Origin of the sequence: Scandinavium sp. (genome assembly GCF_036271055.1) — a bacterium.
GTDB lineage: Bacteria > Pseudomonadota > Gammaproteobacteria > Enterobacterales > Enterobacteriaceae > Scandinavium.
Window position 1 is genome coordinate 54,979 of record NZ_DATBBJ010000073.1, and the last position, 15,624, is coordinate 70,602.

The 15,624-nt window shown below is 50.7% G+C and carries 22 protein-coding genes; 13 read left to right on the top strand and 9 right to left on the bottom strand.

Going from position 1 to position 15,624, the window contains the following annotated elements:
- The first annotated feature begins 330 nt into the window (after positions 1 to 330).
- Both VH187_RS13960 and VH187_RS13965 read left to right on the top strand, forming a co-directional pair.
- Entirely contained in the window at positions 331 to 594 is a 264-nt protein-coding gene (locus tag VH187_RS13960) for a hypothetical protein (protein ID WP_329702054.1), read from the top strand.
- Positions 595 to 881: 287 nt separating this feature from the next.
- The gene (locus tag VH187_RS13965; RefSeq protein ID WP_329702055.1) at positions 882 to 1,166 is read left to right on the top strand and encodes a superinfection immunity protein; all 285 of its coding nucleotides are present in this window, start codon (positions 882 to 884) and stop codon (positions 1,164 to 1,166) included.
- Positions 1,167 to 1,289: 123 nt separating this feature from the next.
- On the opposite strand, the gene VH187_RS13970 is transcribed toward VH187_RS13965, so the two are convergent.
- Positions 1,290 to 1,532 (bottom strand): DinI family protein, encoded by a 243-nt coding sequence (locus tag VH187_RS13970; RefSeq protein WP_329702056.1) that lies wholly within the window; start codon positions 1,530 to 1,532, stop codon positions 1,290 to 1,292.
- A 196-nt stretch (positions 1,533 to 1,728) separates the two neighbouring features.
- Between VH187_RS13970 and VH187_RS13975 the strand changes: the two genes are divergently transcribed.
- The gene (locus VH187_RS13975; RefSeq protein WP_329702057.1) at positions 1,729 to 2,160 is read left to right on the top strand and encodes a glycine zipper 2TM domain-containing protein; all 432 of its coding nucleotides are present in this window, start codon (positions 1,729 to 1,731) and stop codon (positions 2,158 to 2,160) included.
- A gap of 97 nt (positions 2,161 to 2,257) precedes the next feature.
- On the opposite strand, the gene VH187_RS13980 is transcribed toward VH187_RS13975, so the two are convergent.
- Entirely contained in the window at positions 2,258 to 2,491 is a 234-nt protein-coding gene (locus tag VH187_RS13980) for a YnfU family zinc-binding protein (RefSeq protein WP_329702058.1), read from the bottom strand.
- Positions 2,492 to 2,759: 268 nt separating this feature from the next.
- Between VH187_RS13980 and cspG the strand changes: the two genes are divergently transcribed.
- The 3 genes from cspG (at position 2,760) to VH187_RS13995 (ending at position 3,475) form a co-directional block, all read left to right on the top strand.
- On the top strand, positions 2,760 to 2,972 hold the full coding sequence (gene cspG, locus VH187_RS13985; protein WP_329702059.1) for a cold shock protein CspG: 213 nt from the start codon (positions 2,760 to 2,762) through the stop codon (positions 2,970 to 2,972).
- 10 nt (positions 2,973 to 2,982) lie between these two features.
- Complete coding sequence (gene ymcF / locus VH187_RS13990; RefSeq protein ID WP_329702464.1) at positions 2,983 to 3,171, top strand: cold shock small protein YmcF; 189 nt, start codon at positions 2,983 to 2,985, stop codon at positions 3,169 to 3,171.
- A gap of 76 nt (positions 3,172 to 3,247) precedes the next feature.
- Positions 3,248 to 3,475, top strand: a complete 228-nt coding sequence (locus tag VH187_RS13995; RefSeq protein WP_329702060.1) for a hypothetical protein — start codon at positions 3,248 to 3,250, stop codon at positions 3,473 to 3,475.
- Positions 3,476 to 3,540: 65 nt separating this feature from the next.
- Here VH187_RS13995 and VH187_RS14000 read toward each other — a convergent pair whose 3' ends face one another.
- Entirely contained in the window at positions 3,541 to 3,936 is a 396-nt protein-coding gene (locus VH187_RS14000) for a YidB family protein (protein ID WP_329702061.1), read from the bottom strand.
- Positions 3,937 to 3,999: 63 nt separating this feature from the next.
- On the opposite strand from VH187_RS14000, the gene VH187_RS14005 reads away from it, so the two are divergent.
- Both VH187_RS14005 and VH187_RS14010 read left to right on the top strand, forming a co-directional pair.
- Positions 4,000 to 4,473 (top strand): DUF2534 family protein, encoded by a 474-nt coding sequence (locus tag VH187_RS14005; RefSeq protein WP_329702062.1) that lies wholly within the window; start codon positions 4,000 to 4,002, stop codon positions 4,471 to 4,473.
- A gap of 89 nt (positions 4,474 to 4,562) precedes the next feature.
- Entirely contained in the window at positions 4,563 to 6,050 is a 1,488-nt protein-coding gene (locus VH187_RS14010; protein WP_329702063.1) for a GGDEF domain-containing protein, read from the top strand.
- Here VH187_RS14010 and VH187_RS14015 read toward each other — a convergent pair.
- On the bottom strand, positions 6,026 to 7,033 hold the full coding sequence (locus tag VH187_RS14015; protein WP_329702064.1) for a GGDEF domain-containing protein: 1,008 nt from the start codon (positions 7,031 to 7,033) through the stop codon (positions 6,026 to 6,028). The genes VH187_RS14010 and VH187_RS14015 overlap by 25 nt on opposite strands.
- 302 nt (positions 7,034 to 7,335) lie before the next feature.
- Here VH187_RS14015 and VH187_RS14020 point away from each other — a divergent pair, with 302 nt between their 5' ends.
- Entirely contained in the window at positions 7,336 to 7,578 is a 243-nt protein-coding gene (locus VH187_RS14020) for a putative hemolysin (RefSeq protein WP_329702065.1), read from the top strand.
- Between the two features lie 69 nt (positions 7,579 to 7,647).
- Positions 7,648 to 7,953: a hypothetical protein gene (locus tag VH187_RS14025; protein WP_329702066.1), complete on the top strand. Its 306-nt coding sequence runs from the start codon at positions 7,648 to 7,650 to the stop codon at positions 7,951 to 7,953.
- Here the strand turns inward: VH187_RS14025 and VH187_RS14030 are convergent.
- Complete coding sequence (locus VH187_RS14030; RefSeq protein WP_329702067.1) at positions 7,943 to 8,293, bottom strand: DUF488 domain-containing protein; 351 nt, start codon at positions 8,291 to 8,293, stop codon at positions 7,943 to 7,945. The genes VH187_RS14025 and VH187_RS14030 overlap by 11 nt on opposite strands.
- Positions 8,294 to 8,458: 165 nt before the next feature.
- Here VH187_RS14030 and VH187_RS14035 point away from each other — a divergent pair, with 165 nt between their 5' ends.
- On the top strand, positions 8,459 to 9,166 hold the full coding sequence (locus VH187_RS14035) for a CTP synthase C-terminal region-related (seleno)protein (RefSeq protein WP_329702068.1): 708 nt from the start codon (positions 8,459 to 8,461) through the stop codon (positions 9,164 to 9,166).
- A 41-nt stretch (positions 9,167 to 9,207) separates the two neighbouring features.
- Here the strand turns inward: VH187_RS14035 and VH187_RS14040 are convergent, their stop codons facing one another.
- The gene (locus VH187_RS14040) at positions 9,208 to 10,392 is read right to left on the bottom strand and encodes a CynX/NimT family MFS transporter (RefSeq protein WP_329702069.1); all 1,185 of its coding nucleotides are present in this window, start codon (positions 10,390 to 10,392) and stop codon (positions 9,208 to 9,210) included.
- A 100-nt stretch (positions 10,393 to 10,492) separates the two neighbouring features.
- On the opposite strand from VH187_RS14040, the gene VH187_RS14045 reads away from it, so the two are divergent.
- Complete coding sequence (locus VH187_RS14045; RefSeq protein ID WP_329702070.1) at positions 10,493 to 11,287, top strand: AraC family transcriptional regulator; 795 nt, start codon at positions 10,493 to 10,495, stop codon at positions 11,285 to 11,287.
- Here VH187_RS14045 and VH187_RS14050 read toward each other — a convergent pair.
- The 3 genes from VH187_RS14050 to VH187_RS14060 all read right to left on the bottom strand — a co-directional run bounded on the left by VH187_RS14050 (position 11,271) and on the right by VH187_RS14060 (position 15,216).
- Positions 11,271 to 11,717 carry a DUF441 domain-containing protein gene (locus VH187_RS14050; protein WP_329702071.1) on the bottom strand — a complete coding sequence of 149 codons (447 nt, stop codon included), beginning with the start codon at positions 11,715 to 11,717 and terminating at the stop codon, positions 11,271 to 11,273. The two genes, VH187_RS14045 and VH187_RS14050, sit on opposite strands and share 17 nt — an antisense overlap.
- Before the next feature lie 112 nt (positions 11,718 to 11,829).
- Positions 11,830 to 13,866 (bottom strand): glycoside hydrolase family 31 protein, encoded by a 2,037-nt coding sequence (locus tag VH187_RS14055; RefSeq protein ID WP_329702072.1) that lies wholly within the window; start codon positions 13,864 to 13,866, stop codon positions 11,830 to 11,832.
- 15 nt (positions 13,867 to 13,881) lie between these two features.
- Positions 13,882 to 15,216: a glycoside-pentoside-hexuronide (GPH):cation symporter gene (locus VH187_RS14060; RefSeq protein WP_329702073.1), complete on the bottom strand. Its 1,335-nt coding sequence runs from the start codon at positions 15,214 to 15,216 to the stop codon at positions 13,882 to 13,884.
- 297 nt (positions 15,217 to 15,513) lie between these two features.
- On the opposite strand from VH187_RS14060, the gene yoaI reads away from it, so the two are divergent.
- Positions 15,514 to 15,618 carry a small membrane protein YoaI gene (gene yoaI / locus VH187_RS14065; protein WP_329702074.1) on the top strand — a complete coding sequence of 35 codons (105 nt, stop codon included), beginning with the start codon at positions 15,514 to 15,516 and terminating at the stop codon, positions 15,616 to 15,618.
- The last annotated feature ends 6 nt before the right edge of the window (positions 15,619 to 15,624 follow it).

Below are 15,624 nucleotides of genomic sequence, written 5' to 3' on the forward strand. Positions count from 1 at the left end.
AGAGAGCCTGTCGTTGTCTGAATCTACGTTGATGACGCTCTTTGGGCTATAAAAGGCCAACAGCTGACATAATCAGAAACTCATATGGCTTATACCTCCGTCTTCCAGGTGAATAATGATTTTGCGCCGCAGAGTGTAATAATAAACGTTATTTTTACGGTTTTTATTATGATTTTATTATTATAGTTCAGCCACTAACAACATGTGCCCTATTTATATTGGGGCTATTTCATAAAGGCGATATTATGAAAAAAATCATTCTGACTTTAGCTTTATCAACGGTAACACTTCCCGCGTTTGCTAACCATCCAGTTGCCCGGGCGGCTGCGGTTGCTTCGTCTGACCACCCTGTCGCGATGGCTGCTGCTACCAGTGGCAGCGGAGCACACCCTGTTGCTCGGGCAGCTGTTGTCGCTAATTCTGATCATCCTGCTGCGATGGCTGTGGCCACTGGGAACAACGGTCGTCACCCTGTTGCAAGGGCTGCAGTGGTTGCTACATCCGATCACCCGCTCGCCGCCGCTGCTGTTACATCACATTGATATAGAGCACTTTCGGGGCGCGTTGAAATACCGCCTTATTGGTGTCGAGTAATGTCATTGCACCCGCACTCATGTGCGGGTTTTCATTTCACGTCAAAATGACGGCGATATTCGCAAGCTGCATTGTATCTGTACATCTGTCATATTGGTGACCCGATATATGTTTATTTGCATACGACAACATAGATTGCATATGAATGGGAGCCTTTTGATTCCCGTTTTTTATGGTGGAACGAGATTTGAATAGTAGAAATCACTGCAATATTTAATTTTCTGGTTCTTTGTGTCGCTTAGTGATTGTCACAGGGTGTATTTTCTAAAAGCAGGAGTATGGCTTTCATGGACGTTTTGATGTTTTTCATCGGGATGGGAAGAGTACTGGTGACGGAGCCGTTTGCCGGGATTTGCCTCTACATTGTCCCTCTTGCTCTCGCGCTGCTTTCCAAAAAGAGAAATGCATTTCCCATCGTTATTATCAACGTCCTGACGGGATGGTTTCTACCTGCATGGATCTTACTCTTTTTATGGGCTATTTTCGGTGAAAAAGCGATGAGTGGCACGACTTCGCAGATATCAGGTTTAAAATTCTGTGGACTCTGTAATGTCTGCCAACCCGCCGACTAATATGACGCCATGTCCTTAATGAGACAACGAATGGGCGGGGGGTTACGCGGTGGGTGCAGTTATCCTGCAACGGGAGCGTGTTAGCTCCCGCTCGCATCTAAGAAATACTTTCTATCGCGTCATTCAGTCTTCCATCATCCACATATCGGCTTCTTCAAACATCTCCTGCACCGCTCTACTGATTTGCTCTTTTTCATGTTTGCTGGCATCTGTGTTAATGCCGGGCAGGGTCATCATTGGCTTAACGCGAACGTCAGCTTCCGGGAAAATGTGATTTACGCGGCGGGTAAGCTCGTTGAGGATTTTTTCGCGCGCGCCTGGCAGGCCTTCAAAATTGCGTTTGTCATAGATGAGTTCGACGAACATGACTTCTTCCTTAGTACTTGTAAGATGAGTAGTTTTATACTGTATGCATGAACAGTGTCAAGTGTGACAACTCAAGCTCCATCATTCAGAACACAGGAACTCACCGAAAAGAGTGGCGCAGCATTAATCACTTAGAGGAATTAATCTGAGACTGGCAGAATCATGCGTACTTCTGAAACGACAATAAGTTGCCATCATGAAAAAAAGTGCACTCTTCGCAATCAGTTTTATGCTCTTCGCCAGCCAGTCCAGTTTTGCAGGGACAAAAACGCTGGTGGAATATGGTGTGGTTCAACAAAGTCACATCATTAGCGACAGCAACGGACGTTATCATCCCTTGCGCACAGCAGCAGCTGGCGCCTTAGGGGGCGTTGTGGGGCATCAGTTCGGTAATGGTAAAGGAAAAACCGCAATGACTGTCGCGGGTGCAGCGGCAGGGGCCAGCGCTTCTCGCTATCGCCAGAGTACGCAGCAAGCTCCGCAGAAAGTTGATCTACTGATCAAAACCCAATCGGGGGCGACCATCGATGTGGTGCAGGATTACAACGGCGGGATTGTGTTTAATCCGGGCGATAAGGTCCGCATTCTGACCCAGGGCTCGAACACCAGCGTTGATAAATCGCTTTAATGAGCGGATAGCAGGCATAAAAAAGGGAACCTCAGGGTTCCCATTTTTTCGCTTGCGGCCCTGCGTGGAGTCAAAAGCGTACTGCCGCAGCGGTAAATTATCTGGCGGACAGTTGCGACGCTGAAAAGAGCGTGCCGCAGTAAGGACAAAGCAAAGGACTATTTTTTTTAATTCGGGAAGGGCTGTGCATCGACTGTTTAGCACATTTAGGACATGTACATTCTGCAGGTTGGGAAGGGCGAAGTGCACGATTTTTACGTTCAGCCATGTGTATTCCTTTTATGTTGGCGCAAAACAATAACTCAAAGGCTCCTGAAAAGCCCTCATTCATTTTTTTATTTTTAACATTCAGACTTTTTCCCGACCCTGACAAAACAATCCGAGATAAACCTTGCTAAGTAAAGTTAATCATGCGTTAATGCGTCATCGGTTTGAACATACGCGTTATCTGAAACAGTTCTCTTAAGTCGTTCTCATCATTTTCTCTCCTTGATGTCCTTCTTCAGTTTTCTTAGCTTTTAGCATCGTTTCTTAGACTCAACAGTTTTTTCAAACCAGCACTGCCTCCGGGCGAAATAAAAAATAAAAGGTAAATATATATGTCTACTAAAATGACTGGTTTAGTAAAATGGTTTAACGCTGATAAAGGCTTCGGTTTTATCACTCCAGCAGACGGCAGCAAAGATGTCTTCGTACATTTCTCTGCTATTCAGAGCAACGATTTCCGTACTCTGAACGAAAATCAAGAAGTTGAATTCTCCGTTGAAGCAGGTCCTAAAGGTCCTTCAGCTGTCAACGTGGTACCGCGTTGAGGGCCTGAATATTACTGATTCAATTCACTTCCGCTGCCCTTGCTGCCACGGTTCACAATATCGGACTTCATCGTTCGATGTTTCTGAAAAAAATCCGTTTGGTGCGAAATGTATTTTTTGCAAATCGGCAATGGTCACCTTCGATAATATTTACACCTGGCAACGTCCGGTCTCTATTTCTGCTGAAATCAGAAAATAAAATACAGACTGTCGTTCTCAGATAAAGAATATTTTTAGGGCAGGTGACGGACTTTTCTTCCTCATCCGGAGAACGAATGAAAAAAGTGCTCGTGTTTTTTAACGCTGAACCGCTTGTCGTCGTTTCCGTGATGCCTGATGAAACGTCAATACGTCGTGAATATCCGAATGGAGAGGAGGCAACATTGAAAATTATGTCTGCCAGTTTTCCTTCTCTGACCGGTGATCATAACGTTATCCACGTCGCCACAGACAGAGAACTTGCTGCAGAAGATATTCTCAAAGCAGCAGAAAAGTATCTGTAAAACCTGTGTGTCCTGTGAACCGCCCAATGGGCGGTTTTTTTATGCCTGTTTGCCGGGCAAATCTCTCAGCTCGAAAGCTTACCTTTAAGCAGGTTAAGGCCTTCTGAAAGCAGATCCTGGTTGTCGTTGACTTGTCCATCAGGGGAAAGCGTGTCGACCACTTTAGGCAGATGTTCAGCAATCAGGTTCGACGCGGTTTGCGGATCGATACCCAGTTTAGCGGCGAGATCGGCGACAGCCGGAGAGCCCAGCGCATCCGTTATCTGATCGCCAGAAACAGGCTGATTGGAACCCGTGCTTATCCAGGACTCGACAATCGCACCCAATCCCCCTTGCTGGAATTTGGCGATAAGCCCGGACACGCCGCCTTGCTCGTTGATCCAGGCGAGAATGGCCTGATAGTTGACTGCCTGTCCATCCTGTCCGCCGAACATGCCCGCCACCTGGTTAAATAAACTCATAATGGTATTCCTCACTGTTCACTGCGTGAATTCATCGGCTTAAACCAAAATGTGTTAAGCGCAATGAAAGAAACTGATGTGAGAGGAACCTCACAACCCTTAATTATAAATCACCGAAAGGGCTTTTGTTTTTCTTTACCAGGCGCAGGTGTGTCGCGTGTTTACGCAGTTTTCGCACAAAAAAAGAACAGGTTCAATTCAGGACCAAAAACTGATATCCGCAGGGTGAGTTTAATGTTAAAAATACGGCGGAAAATCCCATCAGAGAAGTCTGTAATGCAGCTGGAACAATACAAAACAAAGAAAGGGAAACGCTTTATTTTGGCGCTGGTTGCCATTTTTGCCGTTGCACTGATGCTTGTCGCCTATTCATCATTTGGCACTGCGGTACAGCCACCTGATTTTCCCTACAACACCAGTTCAACCTCCATGCTCGTTATGCAAGCAGCAAAGGTACTGGTTTATAGCATCGTCTTTACGCTGCTCAGCGCCATTCCACTGGGGCAATTACTGTTAGATCCCGTCCGCGAGCCTTAAAATTTAAGCTGTTGCGATGATGGCGCTCGTTTTCATTCTCCGCTAAATTGTACCTGAATATTAAGACTATTTTTGTCAGTGGTGCTGTTGTGAAGAATGTTCAGGATGCGTTGCGAAAACGACAGGCACTGCTGATTTCGGCGGCTATCACGCTGCTGTGCGTTTCTCTTTACGTTGTTTTTGCTCATCAAAAACGGATGGCAGAAGTCAACGAACGCATGAGTGTCCTGGTCACGCAGATGATATCGGTCTTTAATGACAATGAAATGATTGCCGATGCAACGGGCGTGCGGTTTCAGCAAATCCGTGGTACTCGCGAATGCGGTGGGCTCTCCGCTTTTACGCCACGTGATGGCGAAAATTGGGCCATCAACGGTGATTCGCATCAACTCAATCCCGCTTCCGGCACGCTTGTATCCCGTAATCAGGATTTGAACGCCAGCTGTATGTTCGCGGCTGCCGAATTTATTCGTCATAAAATCAACGCCATCAATCCCGGACGCTTCGACGCTCATCGCTATATTATTGCCCATGATGCGAGCTGGTTTTATTGGTTTGATGCGCGGGACTCGATTCCTTTTCATTTCAGCGACTCGAAAATGGCGAGCGATCCGTCAGCCTTCTTTAAGCCGCCAGAGTCGTTCTATGACCGTTTACTGCAAAAAGATGTCAGTAAGCGAGCGGAGAGTTCGTCCGATATTTATCTCGATCGCATTACCGGCGAAAAGGCCTATAGCGTCATCAGCTACATCTATGATTTGTCAGGAGCAGGTGTTTCTGACCGTATCGTGGGCTATCTGCTTTACGATCACTCCCTGAGCGAAATTCGGGCAGCGATGCTGGAGTCGTTTGGCGGACAACTTCCTCCGGCGCTGATGGTTGAACTGATCAACGCGCATACGAAGAGCTCGTTATGTCTGACGAAAACCTGTTTCTGGCTAAGTGAAGCCTTAACTCGCCCCATGTCGGACAAATATCAGTTCCGCTATGCGCTGCCGGTCTATTTGTTTGTGCTCAACGATCCCCAGGGCAGAGCGGCGGTACTTCTTGCTCCCTTCATCTTCTTGTTGATGGCGCACATGCTGCGTCGCCGTTTCAATCAGAACGATATTCGACATTATACTGACCCGCTCACACGCTGTTTTACGCGCAAAATCCTCGAGATTGTGCGTGAACGTATCAATGCTTATCCGGTGGTTATCCTGATGGACTGTAACAAATTTAAATCCATCAATGATACCTGGGGGCATGGCGCAGGCGACAGGGCATTGCAGGTCATCGCACAGCGAATGATGTCAAACGTTCGGGATGAAAACGATTTGGTTATCCGTACCGGAGGGGATGAGTTTGTGATCCTACTGCATTTGACAGATTTTGATACCGCCCGCCGTATTGCTGAGCGAGTGGCGCAGGATATTGCCGCGCAGGATTTTAAGGCCAGTGGCCACGCGTTACCGCTGTCGGTTTCTTGGGGCGTCGCACAATTCCGTGATGATCTTGACGCCACCATTCAACAGGCCGATGCGGATATGTACCGGATGAAGCAGGCGCGTCAGGACGCGACAACGATTCGCTGACGGGCTTTTTTATCAAGATACATCGCGGCATCCGCTGCCTGAATTGCGCTTTCAGCGTCCATCTCATGTGGGCTGACGTCAATCGCGCCGATACTCGCGCCAGGGTAATGCAGGCTGTGACCGCCAATGTGATAATGGCCTTGGATCTGACGGCGTAACTGCTCGATAAACGGCAGCTTCTGACCACTGGACGTTATCTCGCAGGCGACCAGAAATTCATCGCCACCCAGACGACCCACAATATCTTCGCCGCGCATTACCGATGCGAGCCGCTGACCGACCTGAATTAAAAACGCATCTCCGGCCTGATGGCCGTGAATATCGTTGATCTCTTTGAAATCGTCGAGATCGATAAAGGCGATCAGCACGCGTGAATGGTTGCGACGTGATTGCTCAAATAACGCATCGAGATGTTCATAGACAGCACGGCGATTGGCAAGACCGGTCAATGCGTCGGTGTAGGAGTGGGCGATGAGCGCTGCATTGGCTTCACGCAACTGCATAACCAGCGACTCTTTTTCAATGTAACGGGCAATCAGACTGGCAAACAGCTGTAAAACATGTTCGCTATTGATGTTGTAGCTATGTCTGTCCCGGCTCGATGCGCAAAGCGTGCCGTACAACGATCCATCGGTCAGATGAACGGGCGTAGTGAAAAACGTGTTGATGCCTAGTGACTGAGCCGCTTCGCAATCCTGCCAACGAGTATCCACGTCATTGCTGAAAAAGTGTTGTTCGTCGACCGCGCGTTTGCACAGCGCGTCATCCCAGGGCAGGGAAAAGCCTTCGGGGATCTGCATATCGCTGCTGTTACGTGCGTAGACGATATGCTGCAAGCGTGTGGCGCTGTCGATTTTGGTCAGATACGTCGATTCCATATGCGTAACCAATTCAAGCATTTCCAGCAATTGGCGCACGAGACTTTCGAGTGATTGTTCGGTGGCGAGGGTCTGTGAAACGCGGGCGAGAATAATATCTGACATGACCTGAAAACTCCCGTGCACTAACAGCGAAAGGCTGCACGCTATGCTGAAAATATCAACTATCTCACCATAGTAAACCATGAATACATCAAATTTTATACATCAAAAGGGCGAGAATGAGATGAGTTTGCAACATAAAAAAAGCCCCGCCGGGGAAGACGGGGCAAAACTCATTGATTATGGAATGATGTGTTCTCTGGTCAGTGTGAGAACGCTCCTAATTTAATTTGCAAAAGTGCAGTTAAAATGAAGAAATAGTGAAGATTAAGGCAAATCAGCCGCATTAAAAGGATCCTATCTCAATGAAATACGCCGGATTATTACTCCCATTGGTACTGGCAGGTTGTTCCCACGCAAAAGAAAACGATGCGCCGCCACCGCCAAACATGGGAATGGCAAACCCTGCGTCAGTCTACTGCTTGCAAAAAGGCGGGACGGAAGTGCCGGTGCAAACGCCGCAGGGCGTGCGAACCGACTGCAAACTGCCTAACGGCGAAGTAATTGACGAATGGACGTTGTACCGTCGCGACCACTCGCACTCGTGACAGCACGCTGCTCTCCAGGATACAATCAATGATAAGATTAATCTTAAAATTAGATGGTGTGAGAGCAGCATGTTTCAGCTTAAACCGGGCACCCTGGCGATGATCATCGCGGCCCGCACGCCCGCAGGCCGGGCCAATATCGGTAAATCCGTATCGTTATTTGCATTGTGCCAGCCGGGCGATCGTCTTCTGAATCCGGTGAATGGCGTGGTGACTGAATTACCGCGTGAAGCTCAGCGCGCGCTGTGGCTGGTGACCGGGGATATTCATTCCGTTGACGGCCAGGCCGGGTTTGCGTTTGTTCGCCCTGAACATTTGATGCCGCTTACGCCAGATATACTGCCAGCCGATGAACTCGAAAAAGTTACCGGGTAAGACCGCGTAGCCACTCTGCCAGCACCAACGCATGATTTTGTTCGGTGTTTTTGGCGCCATAGAGCAGGGTGACGGTTTGCCGTTGTGCCAAGTGGGCAAGGCGCTCACCTTCTGCATGGTTTGGCGCTAATTCGGCCCGATAAAGCTCGCTGAAACTGGCGAAATCTATGGCTTCGCCGTGGAAGGCTTTACGCAGTTCTGTTGAGGGTGTCAGCGTTTTGCACCATTCGTCATAAGCCAAATTCTCTTTTTTGATGCCGCGCGGCCAGAGTCTGTCGACTAACACCCGATAACCATCTTCTTGCGCAGCCGCGTCATAAACACGTTTACACTGAATCATTCGTCCTTTTCCTCTGCTTACGAAGCTCATTTAAAGGGTAATACGTTCCGTAAAGAGATGAAACGATCGCCACCTGCTCGTTCAGGGGATTGTTCTCTGGGCAAAACCCCGGTAGTCTGACATTCCTTATGTAGTCCGTAAACTGCACAGCATAAGGATCCCTGCATGGAACTCTCTTCGAATAATAAAACTCTGCGTATTGCACTGGTTGGCGATTTCAATCCTGAGGTCACCGCGCATAAGGCAATTCCTCTGGCGATTGATGATGCCGCCGCCGTTCAGGACCTGACTGCCGATTACGATTGGGTTGCCACAAGCGATATTACCAGCGCTGACGATTTGGTGGGCTACGACGCTATCTGGCTGGTTCCCGCAAGCCCATATAAAAATGCCGAAGGGGCGTTCATTGCCATCCGCTACGCGCGTGAAAACAGCATTCCTTTCCTCGGTACTTGCGGCGGATTTCAGCACGCCATCATCGAATATGCGCGCAACGTATTAGGCTGGAGCGATGCTGCGCACGCAGAAACAGACACCGAAGGACGCATGGTGATTGCGCCGCTGAGTTGTTCGCTGGTGGAAAAATCAGATGTGATTGAATTGCGCGCAAACACGCTGATTGCGAAAGCGTATGGCCGGATGAGCATTGAAGAGGGCTATCACTGCAACTATGGCATTTCACCGGAGTTTGCCGCGCAGCTTGAAGAAGGGGCGTTGCGTGTCACCGGTTGGGATGAAGAGGGCGAAATCCGTGCGGTAGAACTGATCACCCATCCTTTCTTTGTCGGAACGTTGTTCCAGCATGAACGCAATGCACTGGAAGGACGTCCGGCACCGTTGGTTTATGCTTTCCTGCACGCGGCTGCGAACTGACAAAAACCCGGCAGCGAGAACGCTTGCCGGGCATTGGGTTATTATCCGCTGATTTCCCGATCGCGTCCGGCAAGACCACCAAACACCGCCATAATCAGCGAGATAATGGCCACCGCGATCAGCGGAATGTGCCAGTCGCCGCTGGCGTCATGAATTTTCCCCATCACTGGCGGCCCACAAGCAGCCAGCAAATAACCCACGGATTGCGCCATCCCTGACAGCGCTGCCGCCTGATGAGCAGAACCTGCACGCAAACCGATAAACGTCAGGCCCAAAATCATCGTCGCACCCGAACCAAAGCCGAAAATCAGCGTCCACAGCACCGCCTGCTGCGGCAGTAGCCAATAACCGAGGGCGCTGACGGCACACATCAACGCCACGCCAATTGCAATCCCGCGCTGATCTTTCAGTTTGTGCAGTACCAGTGGGATCAGCAGACCCGGTGCGGCAGTCGCCAACTGCAATAAGCCATGCAATGAACCGGCTTGCGCTTCGCTGTAGCCGTGGCTGATGAGAATTGCCGGCAACCAGCCGATGATGACGTAATACACCAGTGAGTTGATCCCAAGGAACAGCGTCACCTGCCAGGCCAGCGATGAACGCCAGATACCTCTGCTGTGCAGGCTGCGCGCCGTTGTGACGGTTCCCGGCGTATGATTGCGCAGTTGGGGTAACCAGACAATCAGGCCCAGCAATGGGAAAGCCATTAGTGCCAGCAGTGCACCATGCCAGCCCGCGCCGCTCATGGCAATCGGCACGACTAAGGCAGATCCCAATGCCGCCGCCGCACCCATAGTCAGAGAATAAGCGCCAATCATTTTGGCGACATGCCCGGCAAAATCACGTTTGATAAGCCCCGGGAGCAGTACGTTACCCATCGCAATACCGCAGCCAATAATTGCCGTGCCGACGAACAAGAACGTGGCTGACGGTATAGAACGAACGGCGATGCCAGTACATATCAGCAGCAATGCGCCAAGCAGACTGCGCTCCATACCGAAACGGCGTGCGATGCCTGCCGCCAGAGGGGAAAACAGCCCAAAGGCCAGCAGCGGCAGCGTGGTTAACATGCCGGTTTGGGCGGTAGAGAGGCCAAAGTCGGCGCGAATACTATCGAGCAGCGGGGCTGCCCCGGTGAACGTCACGCGTAACGAGGTGGCGATAAGCAGGATCCCGGCAATTAACAATAGGCTCTGTCGGCGGGAAGTCAGGGTAACTGTACTCATGATGTTCTCAGTCATTCTCAGGAGTGCACAGGATAGCGGTTTTTCGCGATGATGAAATCAAGCTACAATGACAAATAATCTCTCAAATAAGACAAAATAAATGACGACAGGTCTGGGTCTTGCCGGGTATGAACCCGATAGCCAGTCAGAATCGGCCGTGGCCTTTCGCGTTCAGGTGCTGGAAGACGAGCAGTTTATTCCGCAGCATCGGCATCGGAAAGGGCAACTGATTCTGGCACTTCATGGGGCGATAACCTGTGAAGTCGAGAACGCGATGTGGATGGTGCCACCGCAATATGCGGTGTGGATCCCCGGAAGGGTGCCGCACAGCAATCGCGCTACGCCGGGTGCACGGCTCTGCTTTCTGTTTATCGAACCAGGTGCGGCGGCGATGCCTGAGCACTGTTGTACGTTGAAAATCTCCCCGCTGGTGCGCGAACTGATCCTGACGTTGGCCGTGAGAAAGAAAGGGCAGGGAACATCTTTAGCGTTGCAACGACTGGTTCAGGTACTTTTCGATGAGCTGCCGCAACAGCCACAGCAGCAATTGCAATTACCGGTCTCGGCCCATCCGAAAATTCGTATGATGGTCGATACCATGGCCGCTGAACCGGCTGTCTGGCAGACACTAGGTCAGTGGGCCGACCACTTCGCCATGAGCGAACGTAATCTGGCGCGGTTGGTGGTGAAAGAAACGGGCCTCAGTTTTCGTCGCTGGCGACATCAGTTACAGCTTATTCTCGCGCTGCAGTTGCTGATCAGAGGTCACAGCGTACAACAGGCCGCGCATGCGCTAGGTTATGACTCCACCACGGCGTTCATCAACATGTTCCGCAAAGGACTGGGCCAAACACCGGGACGTTATCTCAGCGGCCTGACTACCCCTTCCCAATAAACAGCGACACGATACCTGCGGCAATAAGCGGCCCCACCGGCACGCCGCGAAACAGGGCGACGCCGAGTACGGTGCCGACCAACAGGCCAGCCACTATTTGGGGTTGAGTGCCCATTAACTGAACGCCTTTCCCGCCGAGCCACGAGACAAACACGCCGACCGCAATCGCCACTAACGACTTCCAGTTAACGAAAGAGTGCAACAGCGTGGAGGGGGGCAGCGTGCCACTAGCGATAGGCGCCATCACGCCAATCGTCAGTACAATTATGCCAATGCTCAGCCCCTGTTTTTCAATCCAGGGAAAGAAGGTATTGAGCGGCGTGACGCGCACGATAATCAGCACCAGAATCGAAACCGCGACGGTGGTGTTATGGCTGATAAAACCGAGCGCCGCCAGCCCTAACAAAATCAAAAGGGTGGTGTCAAACATGGGTATCCTTGCCAGAAGTAGAAAAAAGTAAGCCTGCTTACTTTACGCATAAATACGCGAGTAAACAGGCTTTTATCAACAAATGGCATTTTTTTGGGCTACTGCCCGAACGTCAGTTCAGCAGCGTGGTGACCAGGTCGCTGTTTTCACGGATGAAGACCGGAATACTCTCCAGCGGGGCGTCGACGGTTATTGATTCACCGCCGCGATAACGCTCGCCATTCAGTGCAATCCAGTTTGTACCAGCAGGTAACCAAACCTCGCGTTGCCGCTGTCCGGCATGTAATACCGGCGCAATCAGCAAATCTTCGCCAAACAGATATTGATCTTCGATTTCCCAGCTCTGCTTATCTTGCGGATAGTGCCAGAATAGAGGACGCATCAGCGGGTCGCCGTGCTGATGGGCATTGTCATACAGCGCATCTATGTACGGGCGCAGCTTTTCACGTACTGTCAGCCAGTGCTGCATGATGCCGAAATTGGCCTCACCGTAGCTCCAAAGCTCATTCGGTGAACCGCTGTTACACTGTGGAATGCCATTTCGGTAGCTTTCAGGCGGTTGGATCTGCGGTTCGCGGTAACCATGCATCCGCAGCACCGGGCAGAATACCGCCCACTGGAACCAACGGATCAGCAGCTCGTGAAATTGCGGGTCGTTGACGTTTCCGCCCTGGAAGCCGCCAATGTCGGTAGTCCACCATGGAATGCCCGCCAGCCCCATGTTCAGCCCGGCAGCAATCTGGTTGCGAAACGCATGGAAGGAAGAGTGCACGTCGCCAGACCAGGCCAGCACCCCGTAACGCTGGCTGCCCGCCCACGAGCAGCGAACCAGGTTCACGATGTCTGTCTCACCGTTAGCCTGCAAACCGTCGTAAAAGCCCTGCGCAAAATCACGCGGATAGCGATTGCCAACTTCTAATACCGGGCCTGCGTGATAGCGATAATTGTCAAAATCGTAGGCGCGATATTCCGGTTCTGCTTCATCCAGCCAGAAGAGTTTAATACCGAAATCGTAGTAATTTTTCTTCACGGTTTCCCAGACAAATTGGCGAGCCTGAGGATGTGTGGCATCGAAGAAGGTCGTGTTGCCCATGAAGTCCAGATTAACCTGGACACCGCGTTCGCTGCTGACCAGCCAACCTTTGGCTTTCATCTGCGGATAGAGTGGGCTACGTGCTTCCACGGTAGGCCAGACCGAAACCATCAGCTTGATGCCCAGGTCGCTAAGTTCATCAACCATCGCTTTCGGGTCGGGCCAATCTACGGGGTCGAAACACCAGGTTCCCTGATTTGGCCAGTGGAAGAAATCGATCACCATCACTGAGAGTGGAAGGTTGCGGCGGCGATATTCGCGAGCGACCTCCATCACTTCCTGCTGAGTGCGATAGCGTAATTTACACTGCCACAAACCGCTGATGAACTCAGGAGCCGGTGGCGGTGTTCCGGTAGCTTTGGCGTACTGGCGAGTGATCTCCGTAATGCTGCTACCGGCGGTGATCCAGTAGTCCATTTCGCCGGTTACGCGAGCACACCATTCGGTCTGGTTTTTGGCGAAGCTGACTTCGCCAATGGCCGGATTGTTCCACAACACGCCGTAGCCCAGATTCGACTGCATAAACGGTACGCTAGCCTGCGAGTTGCGCTGCGCCAGTTCCAGTGTACAGCCCTTAAGATCAAGCCAGGGTTGTTGATATTGGCCCATGCCGTAAATTTTTTCATCGGGGCGTGATTCAAAGCGGACTGTTAGCTGATATTTTCCGCCTATCAGCGGTTTAAATTCACGACCATCCAGTTTCAGGGCGCTGACGTATTTATCCTGACTTTTTTCGCTGGCGCCAATACCGACGGTCGAACGCTGACGCCACATCTCTTCCAGCAACAGTTCTCCGTGCTGATTATAAAACGCCAACTGGCCTTTCAAATTCAGCGTGGCGGTAATATTACCGTTACGCAGACTCAGGCTCTCTGCACTGGCGATTATCTCTGCGTCACACATGTCAGGGGTCAGCAGCGCCTGGAGATTCTCACTAAAGGCGGGTTCACAGGTGGCACGAACGCGAAGGCTGTTTTTGCCCCAGGGTTCAATGCGCAGGATCTGGCGTTCAAAACGCCACTCAATGCTGTTCGGATGCTGCAAGAGTTCACTCATGGTAAAAATGTCCTTTTACGGAAGGCTGTGTCGGGCGAGATTGATGGATTTCATCGTGCTGTCGTCGAGTTTGTACCAGCGCAGGGTGGCGAAGGCGGCGAGTGACAACAGGCCTGGGACTGCGGTAAAGAGGGCGATGATGCAGTACATGGCAGTAGAGGTTTGCTCTGGGGCATTGGCGATGTAGCCGCTAAAGCCAAGCGTCCAACCAACAATGGCACCGCTGATTGCCATCCCCAATTTCAGCACCGCGAGGAAGGTTGAGAAAATCACACCGTCCATGCGTTTGCCCTGTTTCCATTCGGCGTAATCTGCCACGTCTGCCATCATCACCCACATCAACGTGGTGGTGGCTTGATAAAGTGTGGAGATAACAAAAGTGAGTGGCACCAGAATAAACACCGATTTAGGCGCGAAGAACAGGGCGATGCTGAGCACGCCCGCAAGCACAGCGCAGTAGCCGAACATTTGCACTTTGCTGTAATTGTGCGTCAGACGTTTTGCCAGCGCGCTGCCTGCCGCTTTACCGAGAATGTGAGCCCCGAGCATCCACATAAAATAGCTGGCGCTGCCCAGGTAATAGGTGACGAAATACATCATCGCACCGAGGCGAATAACCCCAAAACCAATATTGGTTAACACCAGTATCGCGACCACACGCCATTGGTCGTTGCGTAATAAATCCCGTAATTCAGCAAGGTAATTATTATGCGTAGCGGGGGCGTTAATACGTTCACGGGTGTTAGCGAAACAGAACCAGAACATGACGACGGCCACGGTTGCCATTATTCCCATTGCCCAACGATAGCCTAATAATTTATCGTCCCCACCAAGAAACTCAGCTAAAGGCATCATAAAGAAGGTGGATAATGCTCCGCCCAAAGTGGCGAGAAAGAAGCGATAAGATTGCAGAGAAATACGCTCATTGTTATCGGGGGTAATGACCGCACCCATTGAGCAGTAGGGAATATTAATTGCCGTGTACATCAGCATCATGACCGTGTAACTGATGGTGGCGAAAATCATTTTCCCGTGCAGATCCAGGGATTCCGGCACCGCATAAGTCAAGAGGCAACTGGCTCCAAAGGGTAGCGCTAACCACAGCATCCACGGGCGAAATTTCCCCCAGCGGGTGCGGGTGCGATCAGCCAGATAGCCCATTGCGGGATCGATAATGGCATCGGCGGTACGCGCCAGCAGGAACATGGTGCCCACGAAGGCGGCAGGTAAGCCAACGACATCGGTATAATAAAAGGTCAGAAAGATGATGACGTTATCCAGACCAATATGGCTGGCCATATCGCCCAGCCCATAACTGATTTTTTCTTTACGGGATATTATCTCGGTCATGTATTCACCCTGCCAGTGTAAGGTTTTTAGTTGTGAATGCTATGACAGTGATGGTTAACCAGGTCTTTAAAGTTAACAATTGCGAGATTTGGCTTCGGAGTTATGGAAACTCTTTTCCGTGATACCGGTAACAGTTATCGTTTTCTAATATTTAATGATCGGAAAAGGTAGGGTGGTGAATATCACTTTAAGTGAATCGTGTCAGTGTTGAAAATATCAAACAGAAGTTATCTTTAAAATGTCATGCGGTTGTCATCAAGCGTCGCTATAAACAGAAAAACAGCCGGAGGATAAAACATGCATGATCCACTGTTTATTGAAGCACTCATTATGCTGTTCTCATTCTTGTCGGTGGGCGCGGTTCTGGTGGCATCTGTCCTGTTGCTGGAAAGATACCACTAGCACCTT